This is a genomic window from Nonomuraea sp. NPDC005501 (assembly GCF_040605905.1).
Lineage (GTDB): Bacteria > Actinomycetota > Actinomycetes > Streptosporangiales > Streptosporangiaceae > Nonomuraea.
The window spans coordinates 1-18,571 of sequence record NZ_JBEXDT010000095.1 but is presented as its reverse complement, the minus strand read 5'-3'; the positions used below and the strand labels follow the sequence as shown (position 1 = coordinate 18,571).

Sequence of the window (18,571 nt, the reverse complement as noted above, 5' to 3'; positions counted from 1 at the left end):
GAACCGGACCTTCGTCCGGTTCCCTGTCCTGGCGAGCTGGTACAGCGCTTTCAGCTGTTGTGGAGCTTCAAGCGCCTGGGAATCAGCTGCAGCCGCTCGTGGAGCCGCAGCCCTCGCAGACGTAGCAGCTGCCCGCCGGGCGCATCTTGGTGCCGCAGGTCATGCAGAGCGGCGCGTCCGCCGTGAAGCGCTGGTGGCTCTCCAGTGCCTTGGCCGACGGCTTGAACTCCCCGGGCTGGTCGCCCGCCTTGTCCGCCGCCTTGTCCTCGAGGCGGGCCTCGATCGGCGCCGACTGGGCGAGCGCCTCGCGGTCGACCGTCTCCTGCAGCGGCGCCGGGTCCTCGCCGCGCTGCTGCGCCGCGCGCTCGGCCGCCGAGAAGATGCCCAGCGCCGCCCGCTCGTCGTACGGCAGGTGGTCGAGCGCGAGGCGGCGGAAGATGTAGTCCATCACCGACGTCGCCATCCGGATGTCCGGGTCGTCGGTCATGCCGGCCGGCTCGAACCGCATGTTGACGAACTTGCTCATGTACGTCTCGAGCGGCACCCCGTACTGCAGCCCTATCGAGATCGCCACCGAGAAGGCGTCCATGACGCCCGCCAGCGTCGAGCCCTGCTTGGACATCTTGAGGAAGACCTCGCCCAGCCCGTCGTCCGGGTAGCTGGAGGCGGTCATGTAGCCCTTGGCGCCGCCGACCGTGAAGCGGGTCGTCGTGCTCGGGCGCTGGTTCGGCATCCGCCGCCGGGTCGGGCGGTTGACCTCGATGACCTTGACCTCGGGCTCGGCCTTGGCCTCCTCCTTGGTCTCGGCCTTCTTGGCCTCGTCCTTCTTGCCGCCGGCCGACAGCGGCTGACCGACCTTGCAGTTGTCGCGGTAGACGGCCAGCGCCTTCAGGCCGAGCTTCCAGCCCTCCAGGTAGACCTGCTCGATGTCGTCGATCGTGGCCGACTCGGGCAGGTTGACGGTCTTGGAGATGGCGCCCGACAGGAACGGCTGGGCGGCGGCCATCATGCGCACGTGGCCCATCGGCGCGATCGCCCGCTCGCCCATCGCGCAGTCGAACACCTCGTAGTGCTCATGGCGCAGCCCCGGCGCGTCGACGACGTGGCCGTGCTCGGCGATGTACTCGACGATGGCCTCGATCTGCTCCTGCTGGTAGCCGAGCTGCCTGAGGGCGCGCGGGATCGTCTGGTTGACGATCTGCATGGAGCCGCCGCCGACCAGCTTCTTGAACTTGACCAGCGCCAGGTCCGGCTCGATGCCGGTGGTGTCGCAGTCCATCATCAGGCCGATGGTGCCGGTCGGGGCCAGCAGCGACGCCTGGGCGTTGCGGTAGCCGTTCTTCTCGCCCAGCTTGAGGCACTCCGACCACTGGCGCGACGCCTCGGCGTGGATCTTGGCGTCCATGGAGCCGACGGTGCGCAGGTTGTCGTTGGCGGCGGCGTGCTTGCGCATGACGCGCTTGTGCGGTTCCGCGTTGCGGGCGTAGCCGTCGTACGCGCCGACCGCGCCGGCCAGCTCGGCGCTGCGCCGGTACGACGTGCCGGTCATCAGCGAGGTGATGGCGCCGGCGACGGCACGGCCGCCGTCGGAGTCGTAGGCGTGGCCGGTGGCCATGAGCAGCGCGCCCAGGTTGGCGTAGCCGATGCCGAGCTGGCGGTAGGCGCGGGTCGTCTCGCCGATCTTCTCGGTCGGGAAGTCGGCGAACGTGATCGACACGTCCATCGCGGTGATGATCAGCTCGGTCAGCTTGACGAAGCTCGGGACGTCGAAGGTGTTGTCGTCGTTCAGGAACTTCAGCAGGTTGATGCTGGCCAGGTTGCAGGAGGAGTTGTCCAGGTGGACGTACTCGCTGCACGGGTTGCTGGCGGTGATGCGGCCGGTCTCGGGGGTGGTGTGCCAGTCGTTGATCGTGTCGTCGTACTGGACTCCGGGGTCGGCGCACTCCCAGGCGGCCTTGGCCATCTTGCGGAACAGGTCGCGCGCGTCGATCGTCTCGATGACCTCGCCGGTGAGGCGGGCGCGCAGGCCGAACTCGCCGCCCTTCTCCACCGCCCGCATGAACTCGTCGGAGACGCGGACGGAGTTGTTGGCGTTCTGGTACTGGACCGAGACGATGTCCTTGCCGCCGAGGTCCATGTCGAACCCGGCGTCGCGGAGCGCGCGGACCTTGTCCTCCTCGCGCGCCTTGGTCTCGATGAACTCCTCGATGTCGGGGTGGTCCACGTCGAGGACGACCATCTTGGCGGCCCGGCGGGTGGCGCCGCCGGACTTGATGGTGCCCGCGCTGGCGTCGGCGCCGCGCATGAACGACACCGGGCCGCTGGCCGTTCCGCCGCTCGACAGCAGCTCCTTGGAGGAGCGGATGCGCGACAGGTTGACGCCCGAGCCGGAGCCGCCCTTGAAGATCACACCCTCTTCCTTGTACCACTCGAGGATCGACTCCATCTGGTCGTCCACCGAGAGGATGAAACAGGCACTGACCTGCTGCGGCGACTGGGTGCCCACGTTGAACCAGACCGGCGAGTTGAAGGCGAAGATCTGGTGGACCAGCGCGTACTTCAGCTCGTGGTCGAAGATCTCGGCGTCCTCGTCGTCGGCGAAGTAGCCGTGCTCGATCGCGGTGCGGGTGTAGACGCCCACCACGCGGTCCACGAGCTGCTTCAGGCTCCACTCGCGCTGCGGCGTGCCGACGGCGCCGCGGAAGTACTTGGTGGTCACGATGTTGGCCGCGTTGACCGACCAGAACTCGGGGAACTCGACGCCCCGCTGCTCGAAGTTGATCGAGCCGTCCCGCCAGTTGGTCATGACGACGTCGCGGCGCTCCCACGCGATCTCGTCATACGGATGCACGCCCGGCTTGGTGAAGATCCGCTTCATCTTCAGGCCCTTGCGGGGACGCTTGCCTCCGCGCGCGACTGAACCGCTTGCCGTCTCCGTCATGACTCCCCCTTCTCCGCCTTCAACTGTTCGATCTCGGCCTCGAAGTCCGCCAAGGTCTCGAAACCGCGATATACCGATGCGAACCGCAGGTAGGCCACCTCGTCCAGCTCCCGCAGCGGGCCCAGGATCGCCAGGCCCACCTCGTTCGAGGGGATCTCCGCCGCTCCCCTCGCCCGGATGGCCTCCTCGACCCGTTGCCCGAGCTGGGCCAGGGAGTCCTCGCTGACCGGCCTGCCCTGGCAGGCCCGCCGCACGCCCGCGACCACCTTGTCCCGCGAGAACGGCTCCGTCACGCCGCTGCGCTTGCTCACCATGAGGAGTACGGTCTCCTGGGTGGTGAACCGGCGGCCGCACTCGGGACAGGTGCGGCGACGCCGGATCGCGCCGCCGTCATCCGTCGAGCGGCTGTCGATGACCCTCGTGTCAGGATGGCGACAGAACGGACAATGCACGCGTTTCGCCTCCTGCCCCGCGGCCACCCCACCCGGCCCTCGCCGCCGCGCGAACGCCCCTGCCCAGGCTGACCAGGGAACGCTCACGCCCGCACCATGGCATGCCATGGTGCGGTCACGAAAACACAAGGTGTGGTGAACTACATCGGTGTAAGTACTAGATGTTGTGGTCCAACCGTAGAAGCGCGCGACCATGAACGCAAGTTGAGCCACAGGCGTCCCAGGGAAGCCGCTGATCAGCACGGCATGTTCCCGCCCGCCCGGCGTGTCGGCCCCTTCTGGCTACGTAGGCCCCGCTGAACTGCCCTGTAAGCGGAAAGAACACCATCCACACAGGTTCAAAACCTATGCCGCATCTCAGACCCCCGAGACCGTGCCCTTCGCCCCGGCTCCGCCCCCTGTGGAGCCGGACCGACTCGCCGAACCGCCACCGCCTCGTAGCGGGCGCTGCGTGCGGTGACGGCGAGGTGCGGCCGCCCTGCGGCGTTACCTGACCAAGCTGATTCTGCCGCGTGACGCGCCCATCAAGGATGGCGGCCGGAACCACCGCCGTGCAGTCACCGCCCATCGTCCTCGGCGGAAGGTCGGCGCGCGGCCACGCGAGGACGGGCCCCCTCGACGAGCGAGAGCAGCGAAGGACTCCACGGTGACCGGGTCAGGGGTCGCCTGCGCGAGTCAGCTTCGCGCGATCAACCGTACGCACCTCTGCGCGGGAAGGAGCACGCCGCCATCAAGCCTGGACGGCCGTCGAAGCGTGCACGGCCGTCGAAGCGACGGACGTAGCGGCATTCGCTGTCGTAGCGGCATTCGCTGTCGTGGCGGCGTGGGTGGCCGTGGCGGCGTGGGCGGGCGTGGCGGCGTGGGCGGCCGTTCTGGTGCCGAGCCAGAAGCCGCACAGCGACAACAGCGCCGCCACCGCGACCATGATCGCGGCCCGTCCGCGACGGGTGAGCCGCACCGGCGCCGCCCGCCGCCCGCGCTTCCCGGGCACGGGCCCCGTCCGCATGGGCCCCTTCCGAACGGCGCCCCTCCTCCGGACAGACCCCATCCGAACAGACCCCTTCCGCACGGCCCTTCGCCCGAGCGCTCCCCGTCGCCTCTCACCAGCCCCGGAGCCGAGCCCCGCCTCTCGGCCCTCCCCGAACCCTCGCCCCTGATCGCCCCTTCGCGCCTGGCCGGCCCCTCGTTTCTGGCCGGATCCTCGCCCCCGGCCCGCTGCGGCCGCCTCACTGCGGCCACCCTGAACGACAGAGCCGATCCGCGCCACCGGCACAGACCCGCCGCCCCGGCCGCCCGCCCCTGCCGACCGGTTCGCCGGAAACGAGCCGCCTCCCCGTGCCCGCCGGCCTTCCGGGACGGTTGTGCCTCCCCCGCCCGGCCCGCCGCCCCTCCTTCCGGGTCGCCCAGCCGGGAGGCCGAGGCCCTCGGCCTCTGCTCTGGGGGGTGGTACGAGCCACAGCTGGGGTCTTCCTCCCGCGGCGAAGGCGCGACCGGCCCCGCGGGCCGCCGTCGCGTCGGCGCCCGGCGACGCACCACCACTACGCGAGACGTCCTCCCGCATCTGAACCCCACCCCTCGAAGTGACCCCTGCGGTCCACCCGGCCGCGCGGGCTCGGTCGCCGCGCCCGGCCCTACCATCCAGTACGCCCAGAACGCCCGAAGCGCTCAGCCGATCCGCCTCACAGCACGCGACCCGCCGTCACGACGGGCCGGCGCCCATCTCCACACACCCGCGACCGCCTTCCCCTGAAGCACGGCTCGGTCCCATCTCCACGCACCGCGACACCCTCCCCCTTGAGCACGGCTCGGTCCCATCTCCACGCACCGCGACCGCCTCCCCCTGGGGTACGGCTCGGCCCCTGCCCGTGGGTGACGCCGAGCTCCGCACGATGACCAACGAGCGTGGCGTGTCGGCTCCGGCCGTCCTGCAGCCGTCCTGCAGCTGCCCTGCCGTCGTTCTGCGTCCGGCCACTCTCGCCACCTGACCACCACCACCTCGGCCCCGCCTGGATGGTGAATTGTCGCGCAAACCGAGGCGTTCGCGAATACTGAACGCTTTGTCCTCCCCCACAGTCCGCCCGCCCCCAACACCGTCGTTCTTGATCGCCTTTGTACGGCCCTCGGCGACCCGCTGCCGTCCGGCGTCTTCGCTGGTCATGTCCGTGACCGCGGTGACGCGCACGATTGACCTCCCCGCCGTCCGGGTCCGAGAAAAAGACCCAATAAAGATCAGCAAATCGAACACGGTGTCGATCGAACTCCCGTACGATGTTGTACACCACGCCACTGATAATTTCGAGGACGACTCGAACAATTGTTTGAAGATGATCTTCAACAGCGATACGGTCGCTGTGTGCGACATGGAGACCACGGACCGGGAGGGCAGGCCGGAGCGGCAGGCCACCCGGCGACGAGGAGGAGAGCATGAGCGAGCGAGATGACGCAAACGGGGTCACAGACCTCGCGGTGCGCCGGCGCGACTCCCTGGGCCTGACGCCCAGGCAGCGCAAGATTCTCGAAGTGATTCGCGATTCGGTGCAACAGCGCGGATATCCGCCGTCCATGCGTGAGATCGGCGAGGCCGTCCAGCTGACGAGCACGTCGAGCGTGTCGCACCAGTTGACGGCGTTGCAGCGCAAGGGCTATCTGCGGCGTGACCCGCACCGGCCGCGCGCCCTCGAAGTCCGCCTGCCGGGCGAGCCGGCACTGTGGGTCGACCCCGACGCCTCCTCCGAGGAGCCCACGGTGAGCAGGCCCACGGCCGCCTATGTGCCGCTGGTCGGCCGGATCGCCGCCGGTGGGCCGATCCTCGCCGAGGAGAGCGTCGAAGACGTCTTCGCGCTGCCCAAGCAACTCGTCGGCGAGGGCACCCTGTTCCTCCTCCAGGTCGCCGGTGACTCCATGATCGAAGCCGCCATCGCCGACGGCGACTGGGTGGTCGTGCGTCAGCAGCCCGTCGCCGAGAGCGGCGACATCGTGGCCGCCATGATCGACGGCGAGGCCACGGTCAAGACCTTCAAGCGCAAGGACGGCCACGTCTGGCTGGTCCCCCACAACCCCAACTACGACCCGATCCCCGGCGACGAGGCCAGCGTCCTGGGCAAGGTCGTGGCGGTCCTCCGCCGCCTCTGACCCACCCCACCACCGCCGACGGCTCCCCGGGAGCACCCCGGGGAGCCGCGACCAGCACCGGCAGCCTTCGTTCCTCGCCCTCGGCGTTGAGCTCGTCGAGCCCGGCATCGAGCCCTGCCCCGGTCGCGGCACTCCACTCGCGCCCTGCCTCGGTCACGGCGTTCGAGTCGAGCTCTGCCCCGGTCACGGCAGCCCACTCGTGCCCTTGCCCCAATCGCGATGTTCGAGTTCGAGCCCTGCCCCGGTAGCGGCGGTCGAGTCGAGCCGGCGGCCAGGGCGGCGGACCAGGTGACGGCCTCCGCACCCACCGGCTGAACGCAGTAGTGGCCGGGAGATGCTGGAAGCCCTGAGGAAGTGGCCGGGGCTGCAAGGCCGGTCAACGGTGCTCGCTCAGCGCCGTGCGCTCGCGCCACCGAGTGTCAGCGGGACGTAGCCGATACGGACTCACCCGGTTGCCGCGCCCCCGGCAGGGCGGTGAAACGTCGGGTCGAGATGGCGACGAGGAGTCCGAGGGCGGCGTAAGCTCCGCCGAGCAGGCTGGCGGCCGGCCATCCCGCGGCGCTGTAGGCCCACGTGGTGGTGATCGCGCCGAGCGCGGAGCCGAGGGAGTAGAAGGCCATGTAGGCGCCGATGACGCTGCTGCTCTGGTCGGGGCGGGCGGCGGTGAGCAGGTGCTGGCTGCTGACGTGAACGGCTTGCACGGCGAAGTCCAGAAGGATGACGCCGACGATCAACAGCCACAGCGATGACCCCGCTTGACCGATCAGCAGCCACGCGGCTGTGAGCAGGGCCAGCGACCAGCAGGTGACCGAGGGCGCCAGTCCACGGTCGGCCCATCGGCCGGCCCGGGCCGCGCCCAGCGCCCCGGTGAGACCGGCGAGTCCGAACAGTCCGATCTCGGTGGTGCCGAAGTGCCACGGCGCGTCGCCGAGCGGGAGCGCCAGTCCGCTCCACAGCGTGCCGAAGGAGGCGAACAGGAAGAACGCGACCAGCCCTCGGCTGAGGAAGAGCCGGTCGCCGACCACCAGACGGCCCACCGATGACAGCAACTGCCCGTACCGGGCTCGGGAGCGGCGGATGTCGGCCTTGAGGGTGAATCGGGCGGCGAGCGCGAGCATCGCGCAAAGCCCGGCGATGACGAGGTAGACCATGCGCCAGTCGGCCAGCTCGCCCAAGGTGCCCGCGACCACCCGCACTCCGAGAATCCCGATGACCACGCCCGAGGTGACCACTCCGATGTTGCGGCCGCGCTCGCCGGGCGGCGAGACGGCGGCGACGTAGGCCACCGTGATCTGGACGACCACGGCGAACAGGCCGGCCAGGGCCAGGCCCGCGATCGCGATGCCGCCGCTGGGCGCGGCGGCGGCCACCCCCGCGCCTGCCGCTGTGAGCAGCAGGTGCACCGTGATGAGTCTGCGGCGGTCGAACAGGTCACCGAACGGGACCAGCAGCACCAGCCCCGCCAGATAGCCGATCTGGCCGGCGGCGACCAGCCACCCCAGCGCCCCTTCCCTCAGCCCGAGGTCCTCGCCCGCGGCCTCGAGAACCGGCTGGATGCCGTAGATGGTCGACACCGCCACCGCGCACACCAGCGCGAGCACGGCCCGCTGCCTCCCGGTCAATCCTGACGCCATATCACCCTCCGATAAGTTGCGAAATGCAACTCATCTGACGCTAGGGCATACTGGTTTCATATTGCAACTCATTGCGGAGGGCCCAGTGAACGTCACACTCGCTGCGGGAAGCGCCTGGACCGACCCGGCCTGCCCGGTCGCGCGGACCGTCGACCTGATCGGCGACCGGTGGAGCCTGCTGATCATCCGCGACGCGATGGACGGGGCGACGACCTTCACCGAGTTCCATCAGGGGCTGGGGATCGCCCGCAACATCCTCACCGACCGGCTCCGCAGGCTCGTCGAGCACGGCATCCTGGACAAGGGCGCCGCCACCGACGGCAGACGACACACCTACCGGCTCACCGAAGCCGGGCAGGATCTCTTCACGGCCGTCGTCGCTCTCCGCCAATGGGGCGAGCGCCACGCCTTCGCCCCGGACGAGCCGCACTCCATCCTCGTCGACGGCCAAGGGCGGCAGCTTCCCCGGCTCCACCCGCTCGGCCAGGACGGCGCGCCGCTCTCCGTCGAGGCGTCGCACGTGCGGAAGACCGCCCTGCCGCGCTCCCGTTGAGGCGCCGCTCCCCCGATCCGCCTCCCCGGTCCGCAGCCGGCCCTCGCATCTGGCGACAAAGCGCCGGAAATCTAGAATTATCCGGTGACCGATGCAACGAGCCCCAATGACCTCAAGGCCCTGCACGACGGGTTGAAGTGGGCCAAAGCTGGTCCCGGCGTCATTCCCGCCTGGGTGGCCGACATGGACCTGCCCACGGCCCCCGCGGTGGCCGAAGCCCTGAGGCGGCGCGCCGAGGGCGATCTCGGCTACCCGATCTGGCTTGACGATCCCGGCTGCGGACCCCTGGCGGAGGCGTTCGCCGAACGCATGGCCGCCCGGTACTCCTGGAGCCCCGACCCGGGGTTCGTGCGGACCTTCTCCGACATCAACCAGGCCCTCCAGGTGATCCTCCACGTGTGGACCCGGCCGGGCGACGGGGTGGCGCTCCACACCCCGGCCTACCACCCGTTCCTGGGCACGCTGGAGACCATGGACCGGCCACTCACGCCGCTCCAGCTCGTGCCCGACGAGGGTGACTCATGGCGGTTCGAGGTGCCCGACCTGTCCGGGTGCCGGGTGCTGCTGCTGGTCAACCCGCAGAACCCGACCGGCCGCGTCTTCACCCGGCGGGAGCTGGAGGAGCTGGCCGAGCACGTCGAACGGCACGACCTGCTGGTCATCGCCGACGAGATCCACGCAGATCTGACGTACGCCCCGAACCAGCACATCCCATTCGCGACGCTCCTGCCCGAGCGGACGGTCACGCTGACGTCCGCGACCAAGGCGTTCAACCTGGGCGGCATCCGCTGCTCGGTCGCCCACATCGGCTCCCCCGCCGTGCGTGAGGCGCTCGCCGCGCAGCCGCCGTTCCTGTACGGGTCGTCGCACGTGTTCGGCGTGGAGGCCACCATCGCCGCGTGGCGGCACGGCGACGCCTGGCTGGAGGAGACCGTCGCCCTGCTGGACCGCAACCGCAAGACGATCGCCGCCCGCCTGCCCGAGGGGGTGGGCTACCGCCTGCCCCAGGCGACGTACCTGGCCTGGCTCGACTACGGCCGTCCGGGCATGGCCGAGGTGCTGGAACGGGAGGCCAAGGTCCTGCTGAGCGACGGCGCGGGGTTCGGCCCGGGCGGCGAAGGCCACGTACGGCTGAACTTCGCCACCACGGAGCCGATCCTCAGCGAGGTCCTGGACCGCCTCCAGCGTTAGCCCTCCCGTGGCTCGCCCGGGGTCGCGGGTGAAGGGACGGCGAATCGCGGCGCCGGGTTGGATAGACAGCGGGTCACCCGGTCATGACGCCAATGGGGGAAGGGACGGCGGGGTGGCGGCCGGGCGTTCCTCCAGGGCCGCCAGTGCCAGCTCCACCGCCTTCTCCAGCTGCGGGTCGCGTCCCGCCACCCGGTCCTGCGGGGTGGTCACCACCTCCACGTCCGGGTCCACGCCGTGGTTCTCCACGCCCCATCCCGGGCCCTCCAGCCAGAACGAGTACCGGGGCTGCGTGACGACCGTCCCGTCCACCAGCGAGTAGCGCGAGTCGATGCCGATGACCCCGCCCCAGGTGCGGGTGCCGACGAGCGGGCCGAGGCCGCGGTTCTTGACGCCGGCGCTGACGATGTCGCCGTCCGATCCGGCGAACTCGTCCGTGACCGTCACGATCGGGCCGCGCGGCGAGTCCTCCGGGTAGCGCATCGGCTCGTAGCCGCGCGCGTGCGACCACCCGGTGACCCGGCGGGACAGCTTCTCCAGCACCAGCTCCGAGGTGTGGCCGCCGCCGTTCTCCCGGACGTCCACGACCAGGCCCTCACGGGCCATCTCGGTGCGCAGGTCGCGGTGGAACTGCGCCCAGCCCGACGCCACCATGTTCGGTACGTGCAGGTATCCGAGCCGGCCGCCCGACGCCTCGTGGACGAACGTCCTGCGCCCCTCGACCCACTCGTGGTAGCGCAGCGGGGTCTCGTCCTCCAGCGGCGTGACGACGACACGGCGCGTATCGCCGCCCGACGCGGGTCGTACGGTCAGCTCGACGGGACGGCCGGCGGTGCCGGACAGCAGCGCGAGCGGGCCCCGCACGGCGTCGACCGGCCGCCCGCCGACGGCGACGATCGCGTCGCCGGGCCGTACGGCCACGCCGGGCGCGAGCAGCGGCGAGCGGGCGTCGTGGTCGGACGACTCGCCGGGCAGGATGCGCGTGACCCGCCAGGTGCCGTCCTCGTCGCGGGCCAGGTCGGCGCCGAGCAGGCCCTGCCGGCGGCGCGGGTCGGCGGGCGCGGCGTTGGCGCGGGCGTAGGCGTGGGACGTGCCCAGCTCGGCCTGCACCTCCCACAGCAGGTCGATCAGCTCGGAGTAGGAGCCGATGCGGTCCACGAGCGGCAGGTAGCGGTCGAGGACGGCCGGCCAGTCGACGCCGTTCATGTCGGCGCGCCAGAAGTGGTCGCGCATGAGCCGGCCGGCTTCCAGGTAGCTCTGCCGCCACTCGGCGACCGGGTCGAGCTGGACCGCGACCCGGTCGAGGTCGACGGTGACGACCTCGTCGCCCTCGCCGGCGGAGCGGGTCTGCAGGCCGTTCTTGCCGTTGGTGACGAGCCGGGTGCCGTCGCCGCTCACCTCGAAGGCCCGTACCTCGGTGCCGAGCTCGGACCGGGAGCGCTTCTTGAGGTCGTAGCGTTCGAGCACGATCTCGCCGGCCGGCTCGGTGCCGTCGCCGAGCTGGCCCGACAGCGGGTGGCGCAGCCAGAGCAGGGCGTCCTTGCCGGCGCGCAGGTTGCCGTAGCGGCCGGCGGGCACCGGCACGGGCACGACGCGGGAGGCGAGCCCCTCGGGGTCCACCTCGGTTCGCGGGGGCGCGTCGTCCTTCTTGTCGTCCCGCGTGGGCTTGTCGTCCTCGCCGTTGAACCCGCGTCCCTGCAGGCTGGGGTCGAACGGCGACGGCGTGGTGGCCCGCAGGGGGACGATGTACGGCCGGCAGCCCACGGGGAACGACAGGTCGAACACGTGCGCGTCGTACACCGGGTCGAACGTGCGCACCGACAGGAACGCCAGGTGCTTGCCGTCCTTGGTGAAGACCGGGTCGTAGTCGGCGAAGCGCAGGGGTGTCACGTCGATGGCGGACGTGCCGTCGAGGCGGCCCATCCTGATCCGCGACAGCGGCTCGTGGTGCGGGTGGACCCAGGCGAGCCACGCCGAGTCGGGCGAGAACGTCAGCCCGCTGATGTCGCCGTGCTCGGTGCGGTCGAGCTCCCTCAGCGTCCCGGTCTCGGCGTCGATCACCAGGAGGCGCCCGTCGTGGGTGGCCACGGCCACGTGCTTGCCGTCGGGGGCGGCGGCCAGGGCGAGCACCCGGCCGAGCTCGCCCGCGGCGAGCGTGCGGATCTCGCCGCCGGGGGTGCCGACTTCGAGGCCGTCCTCGCCGGTGGCGTCCGAGACCCAGACCGCCTTGCCGTCGGCGCCGAGCACGCGCGGCAGCCGTACCCGGGCTCCCGGCTGTACCCGGAGCGCGCCGGCCGGTCCGTCGCGGTGGGTGACCCAGTGGGCGGTGCCGCGGATCTCGACGGCGCTCGCCCGCCCGGTCGCGTCGGGCGAGAAGCCGCCGACGCGGGCGGGCGCCGGCCGGGTGGCGCGCGCCGGGCGCGGCCCGCTCAGCCTGACGTCCAGCTTGTACGGCTCCGCGTCGAGCCCGTCGAGCAGCCACAGGTCGCCCGCGTGGGCGTAGACGACCCGCCGCCCGTCGGTGGAGGCGTGCCGGGCGTAGAACTCGGTGTGGGAGGTGTGCCGGCGCAGGTCGGAGCCGTCGGGCAGGGAGGAGCAGACGTTGCCCGTGCCGTCGGTGTCGGCGAGGAACGCGAGGCGGTCGCCCACCCACATGACCGACCAGTACTGCGCGTCGCTGTCGGCGAACAGCCGGGCGAACTCCCCGTTCCCGTCGGCGTCCACCCAGATCTTGCCCGCGGTGCCGCCCCGGTAGCGCTTCCAGTGCGACGGCTCGCGGAACAGGGACGACACGGTCGCCACCCGCACGCGGCCGGCCCCCGGACCGCCGTCACCCGCCTCCGGGCCGGCCCCGATGACGGCCGCCTCGCTGACCCATCCGTACGGCAGGCGCGTCGCCGGTCCGCCGTCCAGCGGGACCGCGTACGCCCAGGTCCGCGCGCGGCCGCCCTCGCCCGCGGCGGTGACCGCGAGCACGTCGCCCTCGGCGGTCCATCCCCGGGTGGCGGTCGTCGCGTTGCCCCAGTGTGTCAGCCGGTCGCCCTGCGGGCCGTCCACCTCCGCGGCGAACACCTCGGGCGCGCCCTCTCGGTGGCTGGTCCACGCGATGCGCGCGCCGTCGGGCGAGAACCTCGGGAAGGATACGGGTGCGCGGTCGGCGGTGAACCGCCACGCCCTGCCGCCCGTCACAGGTGCCAGCCACACGTCGTCGTCGGCGACGAACGTGAGCAGGTCACCCCACAGATGCGGATATCTCAGGTATGCGCCAGTTGTCACACGTGAACACTAATGCCGTCGGTCCGGCTGCCGAGCAGGATTTCCCGCCCGCGACCCGGCCTGGCGCACGACTCGTCGCCGGGAGCGGTGCAAGTCAGGGTCAAGATGGCGGGCCGGGACGGATGCTCATCAGCCCCGAGGGAAATGCACACCACATCACAAACTTCACATTGCCACCGCGAGGAACCATGAGACTCTTCCCCAGGACCCACCAGCTCCCGGCCCGCCTGGCCGCCGGCGCGTACATCCTCAACTCCGGCATCGACATGGCCGGCGCCGACCAGGACACGGTCGCGGGCGTCCACGGCATGGCGGCCGGCACGTACCCGTTCCTGAGCAAGCAGGACCCGGCGCGGTTCGTCGGCCTGCTGTCGAAGGCGCAGATCGCGGTGGGCGCCGCCCTGCTGGTCCCCGTGGTGCCCTCGTTCGTGGCGGGGGCAGCGCTGACCGCGTTCGCGGGCGGCCTCGTCGGCCTCTATTTCAGGACGCCGGGCATGCGGCGGGAGGGCAGCCTGCGGCCGTCGCAGCAGGGGATCGCGCTGGCCAAGGACTTCTGGCTGCTCGGCATCGGGCTCAGCCTGATGGCGGAGGAGTTGCTGGACCGGTAGGGATCTCCGATCTCGTGAGCTAGGCGCCTGCCTCCCGGGGTAGCCCGCCCATCATGGTACAAATCGGATACACCCTGATGTGCGAGCAGACACCGGCTCGGCAGCTCGTCGACGACGCCGCCAGGGCCGAGCAGGTCGGCTTCGACTACGCCGTCATCTCCGATCACTACTTCCCGTGGGTGGAGGAGCAGGGCCACGCGGCCTACGCCTGGTCGGTGCTGGGCGCGGTGGCGCACGCCACCGAGCGGCTCCCTCTCATGACGTACGTGACGTGCCCGATCATGCGTTACCACCCGGCCGTGGTCGCGCAGAAGGCCGCCACCATGGGCGTGCTCAGCGGCGGGCGCTTCACCCTCGGCCTCGGCTCGGGCGAGAACCTCAACGAGCACGTCATCGGCGAGGGCTGGCCGTCCGCCGACCGGCGGCACCGCATGTTCCGCGAGGCCGTCACCATCATCACCGAGCTGTTCGGCGGCGAGTACGTCACCTACGAGGGCGAGTTCTACGACGTCGACTCGGCGAAGTTGTACGACCTGCCGGAGCGGCCGGTGCCGATCGGCATCGCGGCCTCGGGCGGGCGCTCGGCCGCCATCGCGGCGGAGTACGGGGACCTGCTGATCATCAACGAGCCGATGCCGGCGGTGGTCGGGCAGTTCGCCCAGGCCGGAGGGGCGGGCAAGCCGGTGTACGGCCAGCTCGCCCTGTCCTACGACACCGACGCCCAGGCGGCCAAGGAGCGCGCCCACCGGCTCTGGCGCTGGTCGGCCGCCGGGTGGAAGGTCATGGCCGAGCTGCCGGGGCCGGTGAACTTCGAGGCGTACGCCCAGTTCGTCACGCCCGACGACGTGGCCTCCAGCGTGCCGTGCGGCAGCGACGTGGAGGCGGTGGTGGAGGCGGTCAAGAAGTACACGGACGCGGGCTACACGCACGTCGCCCTGGTGCAGGTCGGGCACGACCAGCAGGAGCCGTTCTTCCGCTGGGCCGAGAAGGAGCTGCTGCCGGCCCTGCGCTCCCTGTGACCGGCCGCGCCCGAGGGCGCGCGGTCCCTTCACGCGTGAGCCCCCACCGGCTCGTACGGCCGGCGGGGGCTCACCCGGGGTCATGGGTCAGGGGACGATGTTGACCAGCTTGGGCGCCCGGACGATCACCTTGCGAGGCTGGCCGTCCAGGTAGGCGCGGACCTTGTCCGAGCCCAGCGCCAGCGCGCGCAGCTCGTCCTCGGCGATCGAGGGCGAGACCTCCAGGCGGTCGCGGACCTTGCCGGCCACCTGGACGACGCAGGTCACGGAGTCCTGCACCAGCAGCGCCGGCTCAGCGACCGGCCAGCCGGCCAGCGCGACCGTCGAGCCGGTGTGGCCCAGCCGCTCCCAGCCCTCCTCGGCGGTGTAGGGGGCCACCAGCGACAGCATCACGGCCAGCACCTCGGCGGCCTCGCGCACCGCCGGGTCGGCCGCGCCGGGGCCGGAGTCGATGGCCTTGCGGGCCGCCGACGTCAGCTCCATCAGCCGTGCCACCGCGACGTTGAAGCGGTGGGACTCGACCAGCTTGGTGACCTCGTCGACGGTGCGGTGGGTGAACTTGCGCAGCTCCAGGTCGCCGCCCTCGAAGGGGACGCCCGGCTCGCTGCTCACCTCGTCCATCACGCGGAAGGCGCGGGCCAGGAACTTCTGCGAGGCGGCCGGCGAGACGTCGGCCCAGTCGATGTCGTCCTCGGGCGGCCCGGCGAAGACCATGGTCAGGCGGACCGCGTCGACCCCGTAGGCGTCGATCTGCTGGCCCAGGTCGACGCCGTTGCCCAGGGACTTGGACATGGCCTTGCCGCCGTTGATCACCTGTCCCTGGTTCAGCAGGCGCAGGAACGGCTCGGTGAAGTCGACCATGCCCATGTCGTGCAGGACCTTGGTGAAGAACCGGGAGTACAGCAGGTGCAGCACCGCGTGCTCCACGCCGCCGACGTACTGGTCGATCGGCCCCCACTTGCGGACCTGCTCGACGTCGAACGGCCCGTCGGTGTAGCCGGGCGAGCAGTAGCGCAGGTAGTACCACGACGAGTCGACGAAGGTGTCCATCGTGTCGGTGTCGCGCGTGGCGCGCCCGCCGCACTTGGGGCAGTCGACGTTGACCCAGTCGGTGGCGCTGGCCAGCGGGGAGACGCCCTTGGGCGCCAGCGCCTCGCCGCGCAGGTCGGGCAGCGTGACGGGCAGCTGGTCGTCGGGGACGGGGACCTCGCCGCAGTCCGGGCAGTGAATGATCGGGATCGGCGTGCCCCAGAACCGCTGACGCGACAGCAGCCAGTCGCGCAGGCGGAAGTTCACGGAGGCCGTGCCCCTGCCCTCGGCCGACAGGATCTCGATGATCCTGGTGATGGCCTCGGTCTTGGTCAGGCCGTCCAGGGGGCCGGAGTTGACCAGGGTGCCCTCGCCGGGCGTCGCCTCGCCGGTCTCGCCGGGGTCGGCCAGGCCGGTGTGGACGACGACCTTGACCGGCAGCCCGAATTTCAGCGCGAAGTCCAGGTCGCGCTGGTCGTGGGCGGGCACGGCCATGATGGCGCCGTGGCCGTAGTCGGACAGCACGTAGTCGGCCGCCCAGACCGGGATGCGCTCGCCGTTGACCGGGTTGATCGCGTGGCGGCCCAGGAAGACGCCGGTCTTCTCCTTGTCGGTGGACAGCCGCTCGATGTCGCTCAGCTTGGCGACCTCGGCGCGGTAGGCCTCGAACTCCTCGCGCCGGTCGTCGGTGACGATCTCGTCGGCCAGCGCCGCGTCGACGGCCACCACGAAGAACGTCGCACCGAACAGCGTGTCGGGGCGGGTGGTGTAGACGTGGACGGGCTCCTCGCGGCCCTCGATCTCGAAGAGCACGTCGGCGCCCTCGGAGCGGCCGATCCAGTTGCGCTGCATGGTCAGCACGCGGTCGGGCCAGCCGCCCTCCAGCTGCGCCATGTCGTCCAGCAGCCGCTCCGCGTAGTCAGTGATCTTGAAGTACCACTGCGTCAGCTCGCGGCGGATGACGTCGGCGCCGCACCGCTCGCACTTGCCGGCCACGACCTGCTCGTTGGCCAGCACGGTCTGGTCGTTGGGGCACCAGTTGACCAGGCCGCCCTTGCGGTAGGCCAGGCCCCGCTCGAAGAACCGGTTGAACAGCCACTGGTTCCACCGGTAGTACTCCGGGTCGCTGGTGTGCAGGCGGCGCGACCAGTCGAAGGAGATCCCGTAGCGGCGGAAGGACGTGGCCTGGGTCTCGATGTTGGCGTAGGTCCACTCGGCCGGGTGCGCGTTGCGCTTGATCGCGGCGTTCTCGGCGGGCAGGCCGAAGGAGTCCCAGCCGATGGGGTGCATGACGTTGTAGCCGCGCTGCATCCAGTAGCGCGCGACGACGTCGCCGATGGCGAACACCTCGCCATGCCCCATGTGCAGGTCACCGGAGGGGTAGGGGAACATGTCGAGCATGTAGCGCCGCTCCCGGCTGTCGGCGGCGTCCTCGCCCGCCCGGAACGGGTCCAGCTCCTCCCACCGCTGCTGCCACTTGGCCTGCAGCGCCTGCGGATCGTACTCACTCACGGCGAATGTCCTTCTGCCTCGACTCGGACCCATAAGAAAACCCCCCGTGCGCAGGACGAGGGGCAGCCGCGACGGCGAGAGCTCAGGGCCGTCGCGGCCCGCTAAGAAGCAGGGTCGCGGAACGCATAGGTCAAGCCTAGCGCACCTCATCAGGACTTTGCCGATACTCGACGATGACCGCCGGGCGCAAGGGGGATCGCCCCCCGAATCCCGGCCTATGAGATCTGATGGTGATCCACCCGTTGTGACCTCATATGTCCCATTAGATTACCCTCGACGCCGTGGTATACCCCGTCGAGCCTCACCGATCCCTGGCCGGCCTGCCCATGCAGGATCCCCCCACGGATCCGCACGGCTTCGCGCGTTTCGCTGCGGAACCCCCCAACTCTCCTGGAAAATCCCATGAGATCATGTCCGACACGTCAAAAGCGGACAGAACACCACCAGGAGGTACGGGAGCAATGGCAACGGAGCATTCCGGAGCACAGCACCGGCCACCCTCCTGGCCTGAGGTGCCGCCCCGGGAGGGATCCTCGCGCGGGGAGTCCCGCCAGTCCCCGTCCGCCCGGCGCGCCCAGTCCTCCGAGCGGCCCGCCCAGCCCTCCTGGCCGGAATCGACCGCCCCCTCGAACGCGTCCTGGCCGGGTTCGACCTCCCCCTCGAACCCGTGGCCCGACGCCGGCCCCCCGGCGAACGCCTCCTGGCCGGAGGCCGCCTCTCCGTCGCACACGTCATGGCCCGACGTGACCGTCGCCTCCAGCGCCCCGCGGCCCTCCAACACCTCCGACGCCGTGAACGCCTCCTGGCCGGAGACGCCGCGTCAGGACGGCCCGGCCGGTCGGCATGACGGCATGAGGGACGGCGGGCGGGGCGGCTCCCGGGAGCCCGTCCACCGCGATCCCGTGCCGGCCTGGCAGGACCCCTCCAGCACCCCGTCCTCGCCCTCCAACGCCTGGTCCAACCTCAGCTCCCCGGCCCCGTGGCCGCCCGCCGACGGCGCCCCCGCGCGCCCGTCGTCCGCCGACGCCATGGACCGCACGATGATGTACGGCACCGGCACCCCGCTGAACGACCACGCCGTCCCACAGGGCCCGCACAGCGGCCGGCCCGACGACCGCCCTCATGACCGGCCTCATGACCGGCCCGTGCCGCAGGGCTCGTACGGCGACGGCAGGCCGCTGGACGAGCGGGCCGCATCCCAGGGGCGCGAGCGCGCGCGGCCCGGCG

General features: G+C 71.1%; 11 protein-coding genes and 1 pseudogene. 6 read left to right on the top strand and 6 right to left on the bottom strand.

Annotated elements, in window-relative coordinates; translation table 11 throughout:
- Window positions 1–82: 82 nt before the first annotated feature.
- The 3 genes from ABZS51_RS34290 to ABZS51_RS34280 form a co-directional block, all read right to left on the bottom strand.
- Window positions 83–2,941 (bottom strand): vitamin B12-dependent ribonucleotide reductase, encoded by a 2,859-nt coding sequence (locus tag ABZS51_RS34290; RefSeq protein WP_355449966.1) that lies wholly within the window; start codon window positions 2,939–2,941, stop codon window positions 83–85.
- Entirely contained in the window at window positions 2,938–3,393 is a 456-nt protein-coding gene (nrdR, locus tag ABZS51_RS34285) for a transcriptional regulator NrdR (protein WP_175588570.1), read from the bottom strand. Before nrdR ends, ABZS51_RS34290 begins: the two co-directional genes overlap by 4 nt.
- Before the next feature lie 730 nt (window positions 3,394–4,123).
- On the bottom strand, window positions 4,124–4,399 hold the full coding sequence (locus tag ABZS51_RS34280; RefSeq protein ID WP_355449963.1) for a hypothetical protein: 276 nt from the start codon (window positions 4,397–4,399) through the stop codon (window positions 4,124–4,126).
- A gap of 1,418 nt (window positions 4,400–5,817) precedes the next feature.
- On the opposite strand from ABZS51_RS34280, the gene lexA reads away from it, so the two are divergent.
- A complete protein-coding gene (lexA, locus tag ABZS51_RS34275) occupies window positions 5,818–6,525 on the top strand; it encodes a transcriptional repressor LexA (RefSeq protein ID WP_310711587.1) in 708 nt (235 codons plus the stop codon).
- 419 nt (window positions 6,526–6,944) lie between these two features.
- On the opposite strand, the gene ABZS51_RS34270 is transcribed toward lexA, so the two are convergent.
- Window positions 6,945–8,159, bottom strand: coding sequence for an MFS transporter (locus ABZS51_RS34270; RefSeq protein ID WP_355449960.1), 1,215 nt, complete (start codon window positions 8,157–8,159; stop codon window positions 6,945–6,947).
- 85 nt (window positions 8,160–8,244) lie between these two features.
- Here ABZS51_RS34270 and ABZS51_RS34265 point away from each other — a divergent pair, with 85 nt between their 5' ends.
- Together ABZS51_RS34265 and ABZS51_RS34260 are read left to right on the top strand one after the other, a co-directional pair.
- Window positions 8,245–8,712 (top strand): helix-turn-helix domain-containing protein, encoded by a 468-nt coding sequence (locus ABZS51_RS34265; protein WP_355449957.1) that lies wholly within the window; start codon window positions 8,245–8,247, stop codon window positions 8,710–8,712.
- Window positions 8,713–8,796: 84 nt separating this feature from the next.
- Window positions 8,797–9,903, top strand: a complete 1,107-nt coding sequence (locus tag ABZS51_RS34260; RefSeq protein ID WP_355449954.1) for an aminotransferase class I/II-fold pyridoxal phosphate-dependent enzyme — start codon at window positions 8,797–8,799, stop codon at window positions 9,901–9,903.
- Window positions 9,904–9,984: 81 nt separating this feature from the next.
- Here ABZS51_RS34260 and ABZS51_RS34255 read toward each other — a convergent pair whose 3' ends face one another.
- Complete coding sequence (locus tag ABZS51_RS34255; RefSeq protein WP_355449951.1) at window positions 9,985–13,176, bottom strand: PDZ domain-containing protein; 3,192 nt, start codon at window positions 13,174–13,176, stop codon at window positions 9,985–9,987.
- A 188-nt stretch (window positions 13,177–13,364) separates the two neighbouring features.
- Here ABZS51_RS34255 and ABZS51_RS34250 point away from each other — a divergent pair, with 188 nt between their 5' ends.
- Window positions 13,365–13,784, top strand: coding sequence for a hypothetical protein (locus tag ABZS51_RS34250; protein WP_355449948.1), 420 nt, complete (start codon window positions 13,365–13,367; stop codon window positions 13,782–13,784).
- Between the two features lie 53 nt (window positions 13,785–13,837).
- Entirely contained in the window at window positions 13,838–14,803 is a 966-nt protein-coding gene (locus ABZS51_RS34245; protein ID WP_355449945.1) for a TIGR03557 family F420-dependent LLM class oxidoreductase, read from the top strand.
- Between the two features lie 87 nt (window positions 14,804–14,890).
- Here the strand turns inward: ABZS51_RS34245 and leuS are convergent, their stop codons facing one another.
- Complete coding sequence (gene leuS / locus ABZS51_RS34240) at window positions 14,891–17,377, bottom strand: leucine--tRNA ligase (protein ID WP_355449942.1); 2,487 nt, start codon at window positions 17,375–17,377, stop codon at window positions 14,891–14,893.
- A gap of 710 nt (window positions 17,378–18,087) precedes the next feature.
- On the opposite strand from leuS, the pseudogene ABZS51_RS34235 reads away from it, so the two are divergent.
- Window positions 18,088–18,571 (top strand): annotated as a pseudogene (locus ABZS51_RS34235) (hypothetical protein); the annotation flags it as partial.

What these genes read in the sequence shown, in the direction of transcription:
- ABZS51_RS34290 (WP_355449966.1), bottom strand. Translation starts at nt 2,941, where the DNA reads ATGACGGAGACGGCAAGCGGTTCAGTCGCGCGCGGAGGCAAGCGTCCC.
- ABZS51_RS34280 (WP_355449963.1), bottom strand. Translation starts at nt 4,399, where the DNA reads ATGCGGACGGGGCCCGTGCCCGGGAAGCGCGGGCGGCGGGCGGCGCCG.
- lexA (WP_310711587.1), top strand. Translation starts at nt 5,818, where the DNA reads ATGAGCGAGCGAGATGACGCAAACGGGGTCACAGACCTCGCGGTGCGC.
- ABZS51_RS34270 (WP_355449960.1), bottom strand. Translation starts at nt 8,159, where the DNA reads ATGGCGTCAGGATTGACCGGGAGGCAGCGGGCCGTGCTCGCGCTGGTG.
- ABZS51_RS34250 (WP_355449948.1), top strand. Translation starts at nt 13,365, where the DNA reads ATGAGACTCTTCCCCAGGACCCACCAGCTCCCGGCCCGCCTGGCCGCC.
- ABZS51_RS34245 (WP_355449945.1), top strand. Translation starts at nt 13,838, where the DNA reads ATGGTACAAATCGGATACACCCTGATGTGCGAGCAGACACCGGCTCGG.
- leuS (WP_355449942.1), bottom strand. Translation starts at nt 17,377, where the DNA reads ATGGGTCCGAGTCGAGGCAGAAGGACATTCGCCGTGAGTGAGTACGAT.